The following is an 18,453-nucleotide window of genomic DNA, read 5'->3' on the forward strand; positions in this document are numbered from 1 at the left end:
GACTTTCACGCTCTATGATGTGATTTTCCAAACACTTCTAGTTCCATATAACAACCAACATCGGGTCCTACAACCCCCATATTGCCGTAACAATATAGGTTTGGGCTATTCCAATTTCGCTCGCCACTACTCTCGGAATCACTTTTGTTTTCTTCTCCTCCGCCTACTTAGATGTTTCAGTTCAGCGGGTTCGCCTCCTTAACAGGATACTGCACCTTCAATGCAGTGGGTTGCCCCATTCGGATATTTGCGGATCACCTCGTATGTGCCAATCCCCGCAACTTTTCGCAGCTTATCACGTCCTTCTTCGCCTCTGAGAGCCTAGGCATCCCCCATACGCCCTTACATAACTTATTGCGCTTGTAGTTGTTTTGCAATAGCAAAACATACCTCGTTCTCTTTGATTCTTTTATTTATTTCTCGATTTAATCAATCTTATTTGATCTCTCGTGTTTTTTATCCCAATATGTCAATGAACTCTTCATAGCTTTCCGCTATTAGCCATTAGCTAAAGGCTTTAAGCATTATGTGGAGAATAAGGGAGTCGAACCCTTGACCTCCTGCGTGCAAGGCAGGCGCTCTAGCCAGCTGAGCTAATTCCCCATTAATATAGGTATTAGGGGTTAGGCAATAGGGAATAGTTTATATCAATCCCAAAACTCTTACCTATCTTAAAAGCAACAACCTCTAAAATTTCCTTTCATTCTATTTTTATGAACTTTTTAGCTTTTAGCTATTGGATATTAGCCATTAGCTATCTGCTCTGTAGTCCCAGGCAGACTCGAACTGCCGACCTCTACATTATCAGTGTAGCGCTCTAACCAGCTGAGCTATGAGACTGCATCTTTTTAGCTATTAGCCATCAGCAAATAGCAATTAGTCTATATAACTTCTAAACACTAATCTCTAATTAGCCTAGAAATATCGACTGCACAAGATTTAAAGAATACCCTACAATTACTCCCATAAAGGTATTTCTCTAGAAAGGAGGTGTTCCAGCCGCACCTTCCGGTACGGCTACCTTGTTACGACTTAGCCCCAGTCACTAGTTTTACCCTAGGCAGCTCCTTGCGGCAACCGACTTCAGGTACCCCCAGCTTCCATGGCTTGACGGGCGGTGTGTACAAGGCCCGGGAACGTATTCACCGGATCATGGCTGATATCCGATTACTAGCGATTCCAGCTTCACGGAGTCGAGTTGCAGACTCCGATCCGAACTGTGACCGGCTTTATAGATTCGCTCCTGCTCACGCAGTGGCTGCTCGCTGTACCGGCCATTGTAGCACGTGTGTAGCCCAAGATGTAAGGGCCGTGATGATTTGACGTCATCCCCACCTTCCTCACGGTTTGCACCGGCAGTCCCGTTAGAGTGCTCGACTTAACTCGCTAGCAACTAACAGCAGGGGTTGCGCTCGTTATAGGACTTAACCTGACACCTCACGGCACGAGCTGACGACAACCATGCAGCACCTTGAAAAACGTCCGAAGAAATATCTATCTCTAGATACGTCGTTTCCCATTTAAACCTTGGTAAGGTTCCTCGCGTATCATCGAATTAAACCACATGCTCCACCGCTTGTGCGGGCCCCCGTCAATTCCTTTGAGTTTCACACTTGCGTGCGTACTCCCCAGGTGGGATACTTATCACTTTCGCTTAGCCACTCAGTCCGAAAACCAAACAGCTAGTATCCATCGTTTACAGCGTGGACTACCAGGGTATCTAATCCTGTTCGCTCCCCACGCTTTCGTCCATCAGCGTCAATCGGTCGTTAGTAACATGCCTTCGCAATCGGTGTTCTGTGTAATATCTATGCATTTCACCGCTACACTACACATTCCAGCTACTTCACAACTATTCAAGACATACAGTTTCAAAGGCAGTTACTCAGTTGAGCTCAGTGCTTTCACCTCTGACTTATACGCCCGCCTACGGACCCTTTAAACCCAATGATTCCGGATAACGCTCGCATCCTCCGTATTACCGCGGCTGCTGGCACGGAGTTAGCCGATGCTTATTCATACAGTACCGTCATCAATCTACTCGTAGACCTTATTCTTCCTGTATAAAAGCAGTTTACAACCCATAAGGCCGTCATCCTGCACGCGGCATGGCTGGATCAGTCTTCCGACCATTGTCCAATATTCCTCACTGCTGCCTCCCGTAGGAGTCTGGTCCGTGTCTCAGTACCAGTGTGGGGGACATCCCTCTCAGAACCCCTACCCATCGTAGCCTTGGTGTGCCGTTACCACTCCAACTAGCTAATGGGACGCGTACTCATCTTTTACCACCGTAGCTTTAATTATTTAATGATGCCATAAAATAATACTATAAGGTATTAATCCAAATTTCTTCGGGCTATCCCTTAGTAAAAGGTAGATTGTACACGTGTTACGCACCCGTACGCCGGTCTAGGGAGAGCAAGCTCTCCTTACCCCTCGACTTGCATGTGTTAGGCCTGCCGCTAGCGTTCATCCTGAGCCAGGATCAAACTCTTCATCGTTAAAAATCTTTAATATCGTAACCTTTAACAAATAAGTAATCGACTCTTAGGATAATTCTTTAAATCTTATTCTTGTGCTGTCAACAATTTTTTCAATGAACTTTATCACTCTTCGCTTTTAGCTACTAGCTAACAGCTATTAGCTCTCAAAGCGGGTGCAAAGATAATAACTTTTTATCTTTACTTCCAAATTTTTTTCAAAATATTTTTTTTGAACTTTTCGCTTCGCGCTGTAAGCTATACACCATAAGCTAATAGCCAACTACTTTTCCAAAGCGGGTGCAAAAGTAATACTTTTTTCTAAACTACCAAAACTTTTGCAAACTTTTTTTTCAAAATGTTTTTTTTGAGCGTTTTGCTTCGCGCTGTAAGCTATACGCCATAAGCTAATAGCCAACTGCCTTTCCAAAGCGGGTGCAAAAGTAATACTTTTTTATAAATCACCAAAAGTTTTGGAAAGTTTTTTCCAAAAAAAAATCACTCTCGTCCCAAAGTTAGCATATAAATTATTGATTATGTTACTGATTATGAAACCATTAAACAAAAATAAAAACTGCTATAAATGACAGTCTTTTAACCTTACTCTGTAAATTCAATAACTTCTGCTGTTACAACGATTGTATAAGTTTCCAAAATAAACATATAAGAACGATGTACTTCAATTCGTTCATTGATAACAGCTCTTGCTGATCCTTCTAAATTTGCTTGATTTAACATATTTCGTCTTGCTTCTGCTAAAACTGATTTTTTCAAGCCCCAAAAACCAAAAATTTTATTATCGGAAGCTTCTCCTTTTATAGTTTTGATTTGTAATGAAAAAATAACCAAAACTGATAACACTATTTATATCTCAACATAAGTTTAAAGCTATCAGCAAATAATACCTAAGTAAAAAGTTTAACATTTAAAAATACTGCTATTTTTCACGACAATGAAGCAAAATTTACAGATAAAAACTTTTCTTGGCACCACTCCCGTCCGAAAGTTTTAAATGTCTTAGATTCATCTACAGGTTAATAATTTTAGTTAATTTTAACATAGTTAATTGATTTCCTATATTGTTGAAAAAAAATTACACTATTTCAAAAACAAAAACTTTGGAATAGAGAGAGTCCCGATTCCAAAGTTTTTCTTTTAAATTAATTTCTTACTTACTTTTTCCTTGGTTTGCAACACTGTTAATGGCAGCTGCAATAGCCTCTTGGTCGCCTAAGTAGTAGCTTTTTATAGGTTTTAAATCAGCATCTAACTCGTAAACCAATGGCACTCCTGTAGGAATATTTAGTTTCAAAATAGCTTCTTCACTAAGTCCGTCCAAATATTGAACCAATGAACGCAAACTGTTTCCGTGTGCTGCAATAATTACGCTTTTCCCTGATTTAATAGCAGGAGCTATTTCACTGAACCAGAAAGGCAACATACGATCGTAAGTATCTTTCAAACTTTCGCCACCTGTTTTTTCTTCGGGTTGCAAGTCAGCATAACGGCGATCGTGTGAAGGATGACGTTCATCTGTTTCTTCAATGAGTGGAGGTTTCACATCGTACGAACGTCTCCATAAAAGCACTTGATCCTCACCATATTTTTCGGCTGTCTCCGCTTTGTTTAAACCTTGTAATGCTCCATAGCTCTTCTCGTTTAAACGCCAATGCTTGTGAGTAGGCACCCATAAATCGCCCATCTCTTCTAAAGCATAGTTTAAGGTTTTGATAGCTCTTTTCAACACCGAAGTAAAAGCTATGTCAAACTTAAACCCTTCTTTTTTGAGGATTCGTCCTGCTTCACGAGCTTCTTCAATACCTTGTTCTGTTAAATCAACATCTTGCCAACCTGTAAATAGGTTTAGTTTGTTCCATTCACTCAATCCGTGACGTAGTAATACAATTTTGTACATATATCTTTATCTTTTTAATTATTAGCTACTACAAAATACTTGACAAATATACCTTTTTTTTTCGAAATCACCTAAGCTAAGAAACATTTTTTGCACCAATATGCAATCTAAGTATGAAATTGATAGTTGCTACTGATTTAAGCTAAACTTATTTTTTTTGTTGAGCCTTGCGTTGAGCTTCGGCTTGTTCCATCATTTCACGCATTTTACGTTGGAAATTACTTTCCTTTTTAGGTTGTTTTTTATTTTCTTCAATACGTGCATGGATTTTTTTCTCATCAATAATCCAGTATTTGATTGCCAACATGATCAAAATAGTCAGCAAGTTAGATACAAAATAGTACAAACTCAATCCACTCGCGTAGTTGTTAAAGAAAAATAACATCATTATAGGCGACAAATAAATCAAAAATTTCATATTAGGCATCCCTGGTTGTTGCTGTTGCATACTTTGCGACATTGTCATTAAAGAATAAATCAAAATAGCAACCGATGCCAAAATTGGAAATAAACTAATATGGCTTCCATAGAAAGGAATTGAAAACGGAAGTTCCATAACAGCATCATAGGATGAAAGGTCATCTGCCCATAGGAAGCTGTGTTGTCTCAACCCAAATGCTGTTGGAAAGAAATTGAACAACGCCAAGAAAACAGGTAACTGCAATAACGCAGGAATACAACCACTTAACGGATTTACACCTGCTTTACGATATAAATCCATCGTTTCTTGCTGACGTTTCATCGGTTCTTTAAATTTCTCGTTAATTTCATTGATTTCAGGGCGTAGTACCTTCATCTTTGCCTGTGATATGTACGATTTATACACCATTGGCGATAGAAGAACACGTACAATGATGGTCATTAAAATAATAGCAATTCCTACGGAAAAATAATTAGTAAGTAAATTAAACAACGGAATAAACAAAAATTTATTGAGCCATCCGAAGATTCCCCAACCTAATGGAATTAAATCTGTAAGGTCATGATTTTCATATTGCTTTAAAACATTGTAATCACTCGGGCCAAAATAGAAATGCAATGATTCACCGAGTTCACCTCCTTTAAGTGTCAATGGTAAAGAGGCTACGTAGTCCTTAGTAAATTGAACATCTACTCCTTCATCTTTGACCAGATTTTTGGAAACAAATTTTCCCTCCGCTAAAGGAGTATCAGAGATTAAAATCGATGAAAACAAGTGCTGTTTAAATGCAACCCAGTTAACATTTTTCAATTGCTCATCATCATCTCCACTTTCACTCATGCGGTCTATTTTGTCACCCTCATGCTGAACGGTCATCTGTGTGTAACGGTTTTCATACGTTACGCTTTTTTCCATACGGCGTGATTTCATAGCCCACTGTAATGCCACAGGTTTTGCACCGTTTAGTACTTCTGATAAACCTTGTGAACGCACTGAAAAATCGACCATATATCCTTCGGATTTCAACTCGTAGACATACTCTAAAAACTGATTTTCAGACACTTTCAATTTCATGGAAACTACTTTTTTACCATCTTTTTCGGTAGTAGTCGGTTCAAAATAAAGGTCCTTAGTGTCTAAGTTTTGATTTTGAATTGTAGTGAAATTCAATGAAAATGAGACGTTGTCATCTTGAATTAAATGTAAAGGCTGTGCATCATAAGTTGTAAACTCTTTCAAGAACAACTGTTTCACTTGTCCTCCTTTGTTACTGATAACCAATTTAATATCCTTATTCTCCAAAACGGTTACCCCTTCAGATGCCGATGGCAACGAAGCTGAATAAGCAAATGCTCCCAAGGTTGACTTATACTGAGCCAAAGCTACCGAATCAGTTGGAATAGTGGCTGGTTTTGTTTGAGTTGAAGTTAGTTGATTTTGACTATTTCGTTCAGCTTCCAAGCGCTCCTTTTCAGCCTCTCGTTTGGCCAATTCCTCTGCTGTAGGTTGGTTATTATAGCTCATCCACAGGAGCAACAAAAATATAATTCCAAACCCAAGAATTGTTTTAAAATCTATCTTTTTTTCTTCCATCTTTTGATTATTATCTGCTTAAAAAATTATTATTTAAAGGTTTAGCTATGAAAACTGATACAAAATGTAATTTTCAAATAGCTCTTCTTTTGTATCTTATTCACATACGGAACGCATCCTAAGTAAGATTCCCTAAAATGAGTGTCGAGGCTCTCGACTGATTTTATTTTCCAAAGATGCTTTTACGAAAGCTATAAACAACGGATGTGGATTAGCAACCGTACTTTTGTATTCAGGGTGATATTGAACCCCCACAAACCATGGATGCTCTTCTTTTTTAAGTTCAATAACTTCCACCAAATTAGTTTCGGGATTCACGCCTGAACATTGCAATCCTGCGTTTTCCAATTGCTCCTTATAATCATTATTAAATTCATAGCGATGGCGATGGCGTTCTGAAATAGCTTCCTTTTTATAGGCTTCATAAATCAATGTACCTTTTTTAAGTTTACAGTCCCAGGCTCCCAAACGCATAGTTCCCCCTTTTTGAGTTATTTCTTTTTGGCTTTCCATCAAATTAATTACAGGATAGTCAGCTTCAGGGTTCATCTCAGTAGAGTTAGCATTGATCAAATTAGCCTTGTGACGAGCATACTCTATCACAGCCATTTGCATACCCAAGCAAATTCCTAAGAATGGTATTTTGTTTTCTCGAACATATTTTATCGCGATGATTTTCCCTTCGATGCCTCGACCTCCAAAACCAGGAGCTACCAAAACACCATCTAAATGACCTATTTTTTCGTGTACATTATCTTGATCAATATACTCAGAATGAATACTTTCCACATCCACACGAACTTCATTTTCTGCACCCGCATGGATAAACGATTCCAAAATTGATTTATATGAATCCTGCAACTCAACGTATTTACCAACCAAACCAATTTTGATGCGGTGCTTTGGATTTTTATGGCGTTGCAAAAACGCATTCCACTGCACTAAATTAGGTTCATTACGTGCGGGTAAATCTAACTTTTTCAGTGCTACCTTATCCAACCCTTCTAAAAGCATCATGTTCGGCACATCATAAATGGTTGAAGCATCGATTGATTGGATAACGGCCTCTCGTTTTACATTGCAGAACAGAGCTAATTTATAGCGTAAATCGTCAGAAAGTTCATGCTCTGTGCGACAAACCAATATATCAGCTTTGATACCACTTTCCATCAGGGTTTTAACACTGTGTTGTGTAGGTTTAGTCTTCAATTCACCCGCTGCAGCCAAAAATGGAACTAAGGTCAAGTGTACCACAATTCCGTTATTCTCTCCCAAATCCCATAACAGTTGTCGTACCGACTCAATGTAAGGTAAAGATTCAATATCACCAACCGTACCACCAATTTCGGTAATGACAATGTCAAAATCGCCCGTTTTTCCCAGAAGTTGCATTCGTTCTTTGATTTCGTTGGTAATATGTGGAATCACCTGAACTGTTTTGCCTAAAAATTCCCCACGGCGTTCTTTTTCAATGACACTTTGGTAAACACGACCTGTTGTAACATTGTTTGCTTGAGAGGTAGGTACGTTCAAAAAACGTTCGTAATGTCCTAAGTCTAAGTCAGTTTCTGCGCCATCTTCGGTAACGAAGCACTCTCCATGTTCATACGGGTTGAGTGTTCCAGGATCTACATTGATATAAGGGTCAAACTTTTGAATCGTAACCCGATAGCCACGTGCTTGTAACAACTTAGCCAACGATGCTGCGATGATTCCCTTTCCTAAAGAAGACGTTACGCCTCCTGTAACAAAAATATATTTGGTCTTAGCCATAGCTTATTAGTTATTTCAAATTCCAACGGGCAAAAGTACGATTTTTATTTGGAAATAAAAAACAACAAAAATAGGATTCCTCCAAGCAGATTCTGCTTTAAGTGTAGCTACTAAAAAAATAATACAAACTATTCATGAAACACACAAACAACTGTAACATTTTTAGAAGAAACAAAATAATGGACTCTAAGTAGCTCATTATAAACATTTAAACAAAAAAAAGAGATAATTTTTAGACTCTTCAAAAATAAAAACTATGGGAATTTCTTTTTTTTGTACAGAAAAAATCTACCTTTGCAAACTAACTATTCAAATACAATATACAATACATAAAATGAAAGGTGTACTATTAGTCAATTTAGGTTCTCCTGATTCCACGGAAGTGGGAGATGTTAAACGATATTTAGACGAGTTCTTGATGGATGAACGAGTGATTGACTTTCCTTACTTGCTGAGAAGTTTGATCGTCCGCGGAATTATTTTGCGTATACGACCCAAAAAAACAGCCGCTGCCTACAAAAAAATATGGTGGGAAGAAGGTTCTCCACTCATTGTTATCACAAAACGATTGCTGGAAAAAGTGCAAACACAAACCTCCATCCCCGTAGAAATGGCTATGCGTTACGGAAATCCGAGTATTGAATATGGTTTGAATCAATTAAAAAATAAGGGAGTTACAGATGTTCTTTTGTTGCCTCTCTATCCACAATATGCCATGGCAACCACCCAAACCATTGAGGTACTGACTGAAAAACTGGTACAAACAAAATTCAAAGGAATGAAAATCACCAAATTCCCAGCTTTTTACAACCGTACCGAATATATTGACGCTCTTGCGAAAGTAACCAAAACCTATTTGGATGCTAATGAGTTTGATCATTTATTGTTCTCGTATCACGGTGTGCCTGAACGTCATCTGTACAAAACTGTGCGTACAAAAAATCATAAAAAAATCGTTGATCACGAATATTGCTGTGCACCAGAATCAGAAGAGTCAAAATACTGTTATAGAACACATTGCTTTGAAACCACGCGTCTGTTAGTTGAAAAACTTGGATTACAAGAGGGTACCTACAGCCAGGCGTTTCAATCGCGTTTAGGAATAGACAAATGGCTGGAACCTTTTACCTCGGACAGAGTCGAAGAACTTGCTAAGAGCGGGACTAAAAAATTAGCTGTCATAACCCCAGCCTTTGTGGCGGACTGTATCGAAACACTTGAGGAAATTGAAATGGAGGCGGGTGAGGATTTCTTACATAATGGTGGTGAAGAGTTTAAAATGATTCCTTGTTTGAACGATGACGACAGTTGGGTAAGTGCTTTAGTTACCTGGATTCAAGAATGGCAGAACAAATAAATTTGAGCTATGGAAAAAATTGGAATTATTTATGCAACTGTTGACGGACATACAAAAAAAATATGCGATAGCATACACGAAGTGCTTTCTTCAAAACAAAAAGAGGTACAGTTAATACCAGTGCAAACCTTTGATGGCAACTTGCATTTTTTTGATAAAATTCTGATAGCTTCGAGCATCCGGTATGGGAAGCATCATACTGACATTCTGAAACTTATCAATGAAAACTACGCTGTATTGAATATAAAAAAAGCAGCGTTCATATCCGTAAACTTAGTAGCTCGAAAACCCGAGAAGAGTACAGAAACGACAAATCCATATGTTGTGAAATTTCTAAAAAATATTGAATGGAAGCCTTCTGTAGTCAAAGTGTTTGCAGGAAAATTAAACTACAAAATATACGGTTTTTTTGATAGAATAATCATCAAACTTATTATGTTTATCACCAAAGGACCTACAAGCTCCCCTACCGAAATTGACTATACAAATTGGGACGAAGTGAAACGCTTTGCAAACGATTTTGCAGAACTGTAGATAATAAGTTAAAGAACAAATAGCAAATAATCATCGTTATTTACTTATTGTCCTAACCTAAAAGTTGCGGAAAGTTCAAAACAAGTTCAATTATTCTAAAAATTCTAGAAGTTGTTCTGTATGATTTTTTGTTTTAACCTTGTCGATCACATGAGTAACTACATGATTTTCATTTAAAACGAAAGTCTTTCGGTGGATACCATCAAATTCCATCCCCATAAACTTTTTAGGACCCCATACGCCAAATTGCTGAATGATTTTCTTTTCTTCATCAGCGATGAGTGGATAGCTTAATTTATTTTTAGTAGCGAAGTTGGCTTGTCGCTTTACCGAATCAGCACTCACTCCAAGCAAGGCGTATCCTTTCTGCTTTAGAATTTCATAACCACTTTCTAAACTACATGCCTCAGCAGTACACCCCGGCGTACTGGCTTTCGGATAGAAAAAAACTATCACTTTTTTACCTTGGAAATCCGAAAGTTTCACTACATTTCCATGTTGATCAGTACCCTGAAAATCTTGAATTTGATCTCCTTTTTTTACAGTATTCATATTTTAATATTTTATGCACAATTTATTTACAAAACTGATAGTTAAAAATCACAATGAAACTATCCGAAAAAAAATGGAATTTGAATATTTCTGCCCAAAAAAAACTAAAAATCAAAGAATTAAAATGAAACAACTAATTCAAACTAACTTTTACGGAAAGCCTCATTGTGATAAAATAAATTTTTATTATCTCGAATCAATGTTATGGATTCAACGGGAAAATTAAAGGTAATACAAAAATCATAATAATTCCGACAATAATTTGCAACGGCAACCCTAATTTGACATAGTCCATAAATTTATAACGTCCTGCGGACATTACCAAAGCATTAGGAGGCGTAGCAAAAGGCGATGCAAACGCCAAACTTGCTGCTACAGCCACAGCAAATAAGAAAGGATATGGACTGAAATTCAAGGAAACAGCTGATTCAAATGCAATAGGAGCTAATAATACGGCTGTTGCTGTATTGCTGATAAAAAGTGTTAATACAGAAGTTGTAAAATAGATACCTGCCAATAGTATGTAAGGATTATTCCCTAAATTCTGTGCCAACATTTCAGAAACATAATGTGAGACTCCTGTCTTTTCCAATGCCATTGCCATGGGTAACATTCCTGCAATAAGTACCAAACTTTCCCAATTTATAGTCTGGTAGGCAGCTTCAACGTTTCGCAATGCTCCGGAAACAACCATCAAAATTGAAGCTATGATTACGGCCGTTACTGGTGCAATCGGAATAAAATCAAACATCATAGCTACTACCATGGCAATCATAATTACTGCTGCGATAGGCGCTTTGTGTGTCAACGTGACTTTTGAAGCCTCCTCAAGTGGATGCCCTAATACTACTAATTGACTACGTTCAGCTCCTAACTTCACAATATTGTCCCACGTTCCCTGTACCAAAAGAATATCTCCTGTATGTATTTTTTCATCTTTAATATCCTGTAAAAGATACGTATCTTGCCGTTGAATTCCCAAAATGTTTAATCCAAAGTGCTCTCGTAAACGACTTTTTTTAACAGGTACATTAACCAATTTTGAAGCAGGCATCACCAATACTTCAGCGATACCAATATCTGAGAATTTTAGCACTTCAGTTTCATCTTTGTTTCCTTTTAACTCCAGAAGTTGTAATTTGTTATCATCAATTAATTGCTGAACATCGTCTTTCTTTCCTTGAATATAAAGAATATCTCCTTCATAAATCACTGAGTTAGCATTTACTACCTCCTGATGATTACTTTCAAAAAAAGGCGCTCCTAAAGGTGATTTATGGCGTATTTCTAATATATTGATATGATATTTCTCGGTTGTATGCAACTCTTTTAAACTTTTATCGACAAAAGGAGAGTCTTTTTGAACCTGAACTTTGTACAAATTTTTCGATAGTTTATATTCTCGAACTAAATCATAAGGAGTTTTGTCGTTTTTTTCACTTCCCTCCCCTACTTTTTCTTTCTTTTTAATCAAAATTTTACTCAGCGGTATGATGACCAACATTCCTACGACCAATCCAATGACTCCCACAGAAGTGAACGAAAAAAATGTCAATTGTGGATATCCCTTTTCAATCAATACTTCATCAATAACCAAGTTGGGAGGCGTACCAATCAAGGTCATTACCCCTCCTAAACTACTAGCAAACGCCATCGGCATCAACAAGCGACTGATATTAATTTTGTTACTCGCCATAGCTAAGCTAATCACAATGGGGAGCATCAAAGCCACCGTTCCTGTATTACTAACAAAAGCTCCGATAGAGGCTGTGACCAACATTATTATTATCAACAATTTAATCTCACTATCTCCTGCCAATTTGAGAAAATAGCTACTAATCATTTTGGCTAATCCTGTCTGAAAAATCGCCCCTCCAACAATGAAAAGCCCTAACATCATAATCACTACTGGATTAGAAAATCCTGAAAGGGCATCTTTGGGCGAAAGAATCCCAAAGGTAATTAGAAGCACTAAAGAACATACTGCAACTAAGTCGGCACGCACCTTCCCACTGACAAAAAAAACCGCGGCTACTAATAAAATTGCCAAAGTAGCGTAGGCATCAAACCCTAAAATTGTACTGCTTAACGAAATCATACTTGTATTTTTTATAATTAATTTACATAATCAGCTAATTAACAATACATTAAAATAGAAAAAGTCTCAATGTCTGCTTTATATCTTATTAAAAGATGTATAAAACAAACAATAAGACTTTACCCTTTGCTTTTTATTGATATATTACTTTTCTTTGGTTCAGTTAATTTTCCTTTCATAATATGGTAGTGTTGACGATGAAAGAACAATTTTGACACCAAAGGTAATAAATATTTTTCAAAAAAACAACCCTAAAATCTACAAAAATGTAGATCTTAGGGTTATTATTTCCGCAATTTTATGATTTTCTATTTTACGGAATTATATCAAAACTCCAGTACCTAATTTAACCGAAATCATTTCACTAACACGATCCTCTAACGCAGGAATACGAACACTTTCCAAAACAGTATTTGCAAAAGCATACGTAAGTAATGCCTCCCCTTCTTTTTTCGGGATTCCGCGAGTTTGAAGATAGAAAAGTGCATCTTTATCCAATTCACCTACAGTACAACCATGTGAACATTTCACATCATCGGCAAAAATCTCAAGCTGAGGTTTGGTATTTATGGTAGCCTTTTCCGAAAGTAAAATGGTATCGTTTTGTTGATAAGCATTTGTTTTCTGAGCGATTTTTTCTACCATAATTTTTCCGTTGAACACTCCTGCGCTATTGTCGGACAAAATAGCTTTGTAATCCTGATGACTTTCGCAGTTTGGCTCTGCATGATTCACAAGTGTGTAATTATCAACATGTTGTGTACCTGAAAGAATGGTAACCCCTTTCAAAGTAGACTCCAAGCGCTCTCCATGGTGATAAAAATTAAGGTTGTTACGCGTAAGTTCTCCTCCAAAAGAAAACGTATGCACGGAAGCATTACTGTTTCCTTCTTGAGAGATATAGGTATTATCAATCATTGAAGATGTCAAACTATCATTTTGAATTTTGTAATAATCCAAAATAGCGTTTTTATCTACAAAAATCTCTGTAACTACGTTAGTTAGCACTTTTTGAGTTGATAAATTATGATGCATTTCAATGATTTTCACCTGCGCATTCTCCCCTACTTCGATAATGTTTCGAGGCTGATAACACATGGCTTTCCCTAAGTCTGTAGCAATGAAAAGTAATTCTATTGGTTTTTCAACCACCTTATTTTTAGGAATATAGATACAAATTCCATCTTTCGAAAAAGCTGTATTGAGGGCTGTAAACACATCGTCCTTGCGAGTCTCACGATCAAAATACTTTGAGGTAAAATCAGCTGCATCCTCTGATTTTAATATCTCTCGGAATGAAGAAACCATAAAACTATCAGCCTGTACCTGAGAGAGTTCCGATGAATAAACCCCATCTACAAACACTACTTTGTGACTATCCTCTTGAATCCAAAATGGACGCACATCCTCAGATGTCAATGATGTTTGTTTTGAAACTAATATCTCAAAATCATTTTTTAACAATGTGGAAAGCGAGGTATATTTCCACGCTTCGTCTTTTTTGGTTGGAAACCCCTTTTGTTCAAAAAAAATAATTGCCTCTTGACGTTTATTTTTTAATATATCTTCCTTATTTTCAAACAATTGAAATGAATCAACCCATTTTTTCTGTAAACTCATCTACTGTGATTTTATCTTTATTATGTTAGTATTTTTTTTCAAAAACGGTGCAAATATACACCTTTTTTATTGTCTTTCAAATGTAATCTTCCACAAACCACGAAGTTCTCCCATGGTATAATTAACGGCTTTATCATTTGGATATTTATCTGCTATAACTTTCTGAACCTCAGCGGTTATATCTCCTTGAGTATTTCCGTGACAAGCTAAACAAGTAGGCATACCTAACGGAATAGCCTTGTAAAAATAAATCTTATTCTCTTCCTCGAACAGGATATGTTTAGGCTGGTTTTTGTCTCCCATCAAGGCTGTGATTTCATTCCATGCCTGAAGATCAATGTCAGTAGCTATAGCGTTATCGGAATTTCTATTTTTATTCGATAAACGCTTAATTTCAAACCTGTTGTCTGCGAATGAATTTGTCAATGGAACAGCATTTTCATTGCAAAAATCGACTGCTCCAACAAAACCTACTTCTGCAATTTTTTTAGAAACATTCATTAAAAGAAGTTTCTGAGTTTCAGTGGTTACACTATCCGCTAAAGCGATATATTCCGTCCGTTGAGCTTCCGTAAGAGGTTTAGGAGTATTAACGCAACTTACTAATAATAAAGCTATTAAAATAAAATACAGTTTTTTCATAAATTAGATTCTCTGTTTTTGAATGATTTGTTGTTATTTAAAAATTTGTTATCGAAATTATGACGGGAAAATCTGAAGGTTATTACGGAAAAAATTAGCTTTTATTACTTGACTTCCGTATGTACATAGAAATAAAATATCCACCATTAATAATCAAAAGTAACTCTCACCACATCACTCATTGCGTAGGCTTGGCAGGTAAGTACCAATCCTTCGGAAATTTCTTTTTCTACCAAAGTTTCGTTCTTCGCCATTTTGACCTCGCCCTCAGTGACTTTGCCGATACAACTGCTACACACACCGTTCAAACAGGAGTAAGGTGCGTCAACACCTTGTGAAAGCAACGCATTGAGTAAGGGCTGATTTTTAGGACTTTCAAAAACGATTTCTTTCCCCGAAAGTGTCGAAAAAACGGTTACGTTTCCTTTCAATTGTGTAAAATCATTACTGGCAGGTTCCGCTTCAAATAATTCGGTAAAAATACGATCCTTCGTAATTCCTCGATTGAGGATATTTTCTTTAACGTTTACTACCATTTGATTAGGCCCACAAACATAGTAGCGTCCCCAATTCAAATCCTTATATTTTTCAAAAATATAAGACACTACCTGATCATTAATACGTCCCGAAAGATTGTCCCCCCACATCTCTTGGCTAAACACGTAATGTACTAAAAATCGGTCGGGATACGTGGCTCGTAAAGACTCTATTTCATCAAAAAACAAAGTCTCTTCCTTTGATTTATTTCCGTAGACGAACACCACTTTTATATTCGTTTTTGCCAAAGCTGTTTTTGCGATGCTCATCATGGGCGTTACGCCACTTCCCGCCGAAAATAGCATAATATCCTTATTACCAAATATATCGTAAAAGAAAACAAAAGCTCCTTTTGAAGGCATCACTTCCAAGGTGTCACCTTCCTTAAGCTGGGTGGTGGCATATGTTGAAAAGATTCCGTTTGGAACTCTCTTCACCGCTACACTGAGTTCGTTTTCGTTTACACCCGAACAAATAGAATAGGCTCTCCTTACTTTTTGATTATCAATCGTTTGCTGTAAGGTAAGATACTCACCTGCTTCATAGGAAAACACTTTACGCAAAAGGTCGGGCACCTCAAAAGTAATTTTCACAGAGGAAGCTGTAAGTTTTTCTATTTTTGTTACGGTTAGTTGATAAAACTTATTCATTTTAATCGATTAGCCACTGAGTTTTTAACAAAGATTTCTTTTAGTGGTTGCAAAAATACAACAATTATCATGAACAACTTTGTTTTCCTACTGATTTTTTGTTTTATTTATACATTTCGTTTGCTCCGAAATTGTATGTTTTTGAATCAGCTAACGGTTTGGCAGGCATCAACGGCTGGGTTGGCATTGATTTTCCTGAAACATTGATTCCTGTGATTAATTCTAAGGCTTTGGCTAAAAACGGTTCTGTCTCTTGCCCCAACTCACCAAAGTTTGCCCAATCTTCCTCAATGATGTAATCAGGAGTGATACCATTGGTATAGTCCCCTTTTCCATCTTTGTTTACGATTTTCAACACCAATGGTTGCATCGCCCATTTGTGATTCGGATTGATGTCTTTTTTGTTATATCCCGCAGGGCTGTCGTACAACGTGATTGACCCTTGATTTTTCCCTGTGGTAGTTCCCCCGATTTGAATCACTGACATATAAGGTTTTAACCCGTTAATAACCAACTCACTGGCAGAAGCCGTTCTATTTGTGGTTAAGATATAAATTCGTGACAAGCCTGAAAGACTGTTGATGGGATAGCTTACGCCTTCTTTTATGATTTTATCGGCAAAATAATTAGTTATATCACTGTCTTTAAACGCAGGTTGCAATTTGTCATTCCAACGTTCTCTCGCAAAAACGTTTTCTTTTGAAAGTCCCGTAATCATCGATGCTAAATACACCGCTGATGACACACGTCCTCCTCCATTGTATCGTAAATCTAACACTAAATCCGTGATTCCCTCAGATTTAAACACAGCAAATGCCTCATTGAGTTGCAAATCAAAATCCGCAACGAAACTGTTATACATTAGATACCCCACCTTGTGATTTCCCTTTTCAATCACTTTTGAAATATGCACAGGATTTTCTTTAATACTTTTTTTCTCCATTGTAACGGTTCTATTTTCCGAAACAATAGTTGGCTGATTATTAACCATTTGAATACGATTAATATCAATAACCATAGATGTTTTGTCATTGAACAACAATTGTCGATAATTGTTTACCGTAAGAGCTTGCCCATCGACCTGAATGAAAACATCTCCACGCTTTATGCCTTTCTGTGCCGCATCCGTATCGGGAAGTACATAGCGAACAACACCAAAAACTCCTCCTTGAGAACCATAACGTGAAAGAGCAAAATCCATTCCTGAACTGTACACCACGCCCGCAAAACTTTGTTCCAATGCAAGGTAATCATTCGTAATAAAACTGAACCTGTCTATATACCCTTCTTTATAAAATTTACTTGACTTGTTTAGCAATGAATGGAAAAAATCATCGGGGGCTTGGCTTCCTCTTAAAAAATCAACATATTCTTTATTACTAAAATTGGTTTGAGCCAACGAAGGAGCAAAACGCGTGTCCGCCAAATTCGGAACATCCGCCTGCCACAAATAATATGAATTTAATCCTTTCCAAATAAAATTTTTTATCTGTAAATCTACTTGCTGCTCAGGAGTCAGTTGAGATATCAATCCTCCGTTAGGTGTATCATCAATATCTTTTTTACACGAAAAAACACTGAAAATCAACAAAGTAATAGATAATATTTTTCTCATAACATATTTTTTTTACCACAAATGTAACATTTTTTTTATATATTCGTCTTCTTAGTAAAGAAAATAGTTATTTTTGTTATGACACACCAAACATTTTTAGATGGCATCCGTCCTTTTCAAGATAAGATTTTCCGATTTGCAAAACGTTTGCTTCTATCCTCTGATGAGGCGGAAGATGTGTCGCAAGACATCTTGATGAAGTTGTGGCAACAACGCAACACCATGGAAACCATCAAGAATTGGGAAGCTTATGCCATGACGCTTACTAAAAATTTGTGCTATGATAGGCTGAAAGCTAAAAGTTCAGATAATATTTCACTAAGCCATATTACTTATCAAGCCGAAAATGAAATATCTTTGCAAAAACAAGTAGAAGCAAGAGATCTTTTGGAACAAGTAAAAAACATAATCAATGGATTGAGTGAGCAACAGCGGATGATCATGCAATTACGTGATATTGAGCAATATGAATTTGAGGAAATCGAAAAAATTACAGGAATTAAAGAGGCTACTATTCGGGTAATCCTCTCACGAGCCAGAAAGACCATCCGAGAATCCTTGCGTGGAGAATTAACAACAAAGATAGAGCAAACACGAGTTTATTAACCGAAAAAATAATAATGAAAAATTTTCCCAGCAGAAAATAAAAAACAATTTAACAAAAAA

General features: G+C 37.0%; 13 protein-coding genes, 2 tRNA genes and 2 rRNA genes (1 of these 17 only partly in view). 3 read left to right on the top strand and 14 right to left on the bottom strand.

Annotated elements, in window-relative coordinates; all coding sequences use genetic code 11:
* The 8 genes from CGC52_RS01655 to CGC52_RS01690 form a co-directional block, all read right to left on the bottom strand.
* Nucleotides 1–357, bottom strand: a 23S ribosomal RNA gene (locus CGC52_RS01655) (it extends 2,477 nt beyond the left edge of the window).
* A 172-nt stretch (nucleotides 358–529) separates the two neighbouring features.
* A tRNA-Ala gene (locus CGC52_RS01660) sits at nucleotides 530–603 on the bottom strand.
* 163 nt (nucleotides 604–766) lie between these two features.
* Nucleotides 767–840: transfer RNA gene (locus CGC52_RS01665), tRNA-Ile, on the bottom strand.
* Nucleotides 841–983: 143 nt separating this feature from the next.
* A 16S ribosomal RNA gene (locus tag CGC52_RS01670) occupies nucleotides 984–2,501 on the bottom strand.
* The 16S and 23S rRNA genes sit together here with 2 tRNA genes alongside, the layout of an rRNA operon.
* 579 nt (nucleotides 2,502–3,080) lie before the next feature.
* Nucleotides 3,081–3,341 carry a DUF6567 family protein gene (locus CGC52_RS01675; protein WP_095893255.1) on the bottom strand — a complete coding sequence of 87 codons (261 nt, stop codon included), beginning with the start codon at nucleotides 3,339–3,341 and terminating at the stop codon, nucleotides 3,081–3,083.
* Nucleotides 3,342–3,648: 307 nt separating this feature from the next.
* Nucleotides 3,649–4,395, bottom strand: a complete 747-nt coding sequence (gpmA, locus tag CGC52_RS01680; protein WP_042344794.1) for a 2,3-diphosphoglycerate-dependent phosphoglycerate mutase — start codon at nucleotides 4,393–4,395, stop codon at nucleotides 3,649–3,651.
* A 148-nt stretch (nucleotides 4,396–4,543) separates the two neighbouring features.
* Entirely contained in the window at nucleotides 4,544–6,409 is a 1,866-nt protein-coding gene (gene yidC / locus CGC52_RS01685) for a membrane protein insertase YidC (RefSeq protein WP_095893256.1), read from the bottom strand.
* 132 nt (nucleotides 6,410–6,541) lie between these two features.
* Nucleotides 6,542–8,182: a CTP synthase gene (locus tag CGC52_RS01690; RefSeq protein ID WP_042005816.1), complete on the bottom strand. Its 1,641-nt coding sequence runs from the start codon at nucleotides 8,180–8,182 to the stop codon at nucleotides 6,542–6,544.
* A 334-nt stretch (nucleotides 8,183–8,516) separates the two neighbouring features.
* On the opposite strand from CGC52_RS01690, the gene hemH reads away from it, so the two are divergent.
* On the top strand, nucleotides 8,517–9,539 hold the full coding sequence (gene hemH, locus CGC52_RS01695; RefSeq protein WP_042346782.1) for a ferrochelatase: 1,023 nt from the start codon (nucleotides 8,517–8,519) through the stop codon (nucleotides 9,537–9,539).
* Nucleotides 9,540–9,548: 9 nt separating this feature from the next.
* On the top strand, nucleotides 9,549–10,073 hold the full coding sequence (gene hemG, locus CGC52_RS01700; protein WP_042345396.1) for a menaquinone-dependent protoporphyrinogen IX dehydrogenase: 525 nt from the start codon (nucleotides 9,549–9,551) through the stop codon (nucleotides 10,071–10,073).
* A 90-nt stretch (nucleotides 10,074–10,163) separates the two neighbouring features.
* Here hemG and bcp read toward each other — a convergent pair whose 3' ends face one another.
* The 6 genes from bcp to CGC52_RS01735 all read right to left on the bottom strand — a co-directional run bounded on the left by bcp (nucleotide 10,164) and on the right by CGC52_RS01735 (nucleotide 17,787).
* Nucleotides 10,164–10,625, bottom strand: a complete 462-nt coding sequence (bcp, locus tag CGC52_RS01705; RefSeq protein ID WP_095893257.1) for a thioredoxin-dependent thiol peroxidase — start codon at nucleotides 10,623–10,625, stop codon at nucleotides 10,164–10,166.
* A 202-nt stretch (nucleotides 10,626–10,827) separates the two neighbouring features.
* Nucleotides 10,828–12,723 carry an SLC13 family permease gene (locus tag CGC52_RS01715; protein ID WP_095893259.1) on the bottom strand — a complete coding sequence of 632 codons (1,896 nt, stop codon included), beginning with the start codon at nucleotides 12,721–12,723 and terminating at the stop codon, nucleotides 10,828–10,830.
* 321 nt (nucleotides 12,724–13,044) lie between these two features.
* On the bottom strand, nucleotides 13,045–14,343 hold the full coding sequence (sufD, locus tag CGC52_RS01720) for a Fe-S cluster assembly protein SufD (RefSeq protein WP_095893260.1): 1,299 nt from the start codon (nucleotides 14,341–14,343) through the stop codon (nucleotides 13,045–13,047).
* Between the two features lie 66 nt (nucleotides 14,344–14,409).
* Entirely contained in the window at nucleotides 14,410–14,985 is a 576-nt protein-coding gene (locus CGC52_RS01725; protein WP_095893261.1) for a DUF3365 domain-containing protein, read from the bottom strand.
* Between the two features lie 146 nt (nucleotides 14,986–15,131).
* Nucleotides 15,132–16,172, bottom strand: a complete 1,041-nt coding sequence (locus tag CGC52_RS01730) for a ferredoxin--NADP reductase (RefSeq protein WP_095893262.1) — start codon at nucleotides 16,170–16,172, stop codon at nucleotides 15,132–15,134.
* A gap of 103 nt (nucleotides 16,173–16,275) precedes the next feature.
* A complete protein-coding gene (locus tag CGC52_RS01735; protein ID WP_095893263.1) occupies nucleotides 16,276–17,787 on the bottom strand; it encodes a S41 family peptidase in 1,512 nt (503 codons plus the stop codon).
* A 78-nt stretch (nucleotides 17,788–17,865) separates the two neighbouring features.
* On the opposite strand from CGC52_RS01735, the gene CGC52_RS01740 reads away from it, so the two are divergent.
* Nucleotides 17,866–18,393, top strand: a complete 528-nt coding sequence (locus CGC52_RS01740; RefSeq protein WP_042009668.1) for an RNA polymerase sigma factor — start codon at nucleotides 17,866–17,868, stop codon at nucleotides 18,391–18,393.
* Nucleotides 18,394–18,453 lie beyond the last annotated feature (60 nt).

Source organism: Capnocytophaga sp. H2931 (genome assembly GCF_002302535.1).
GTDB classification, from domain to species: Bacteria; Bacteroidota; Bacteroidia; order Flavobacteriales; family Flavobacteriaceae; genus Capnocytophaga; species Capnocytophaga canis.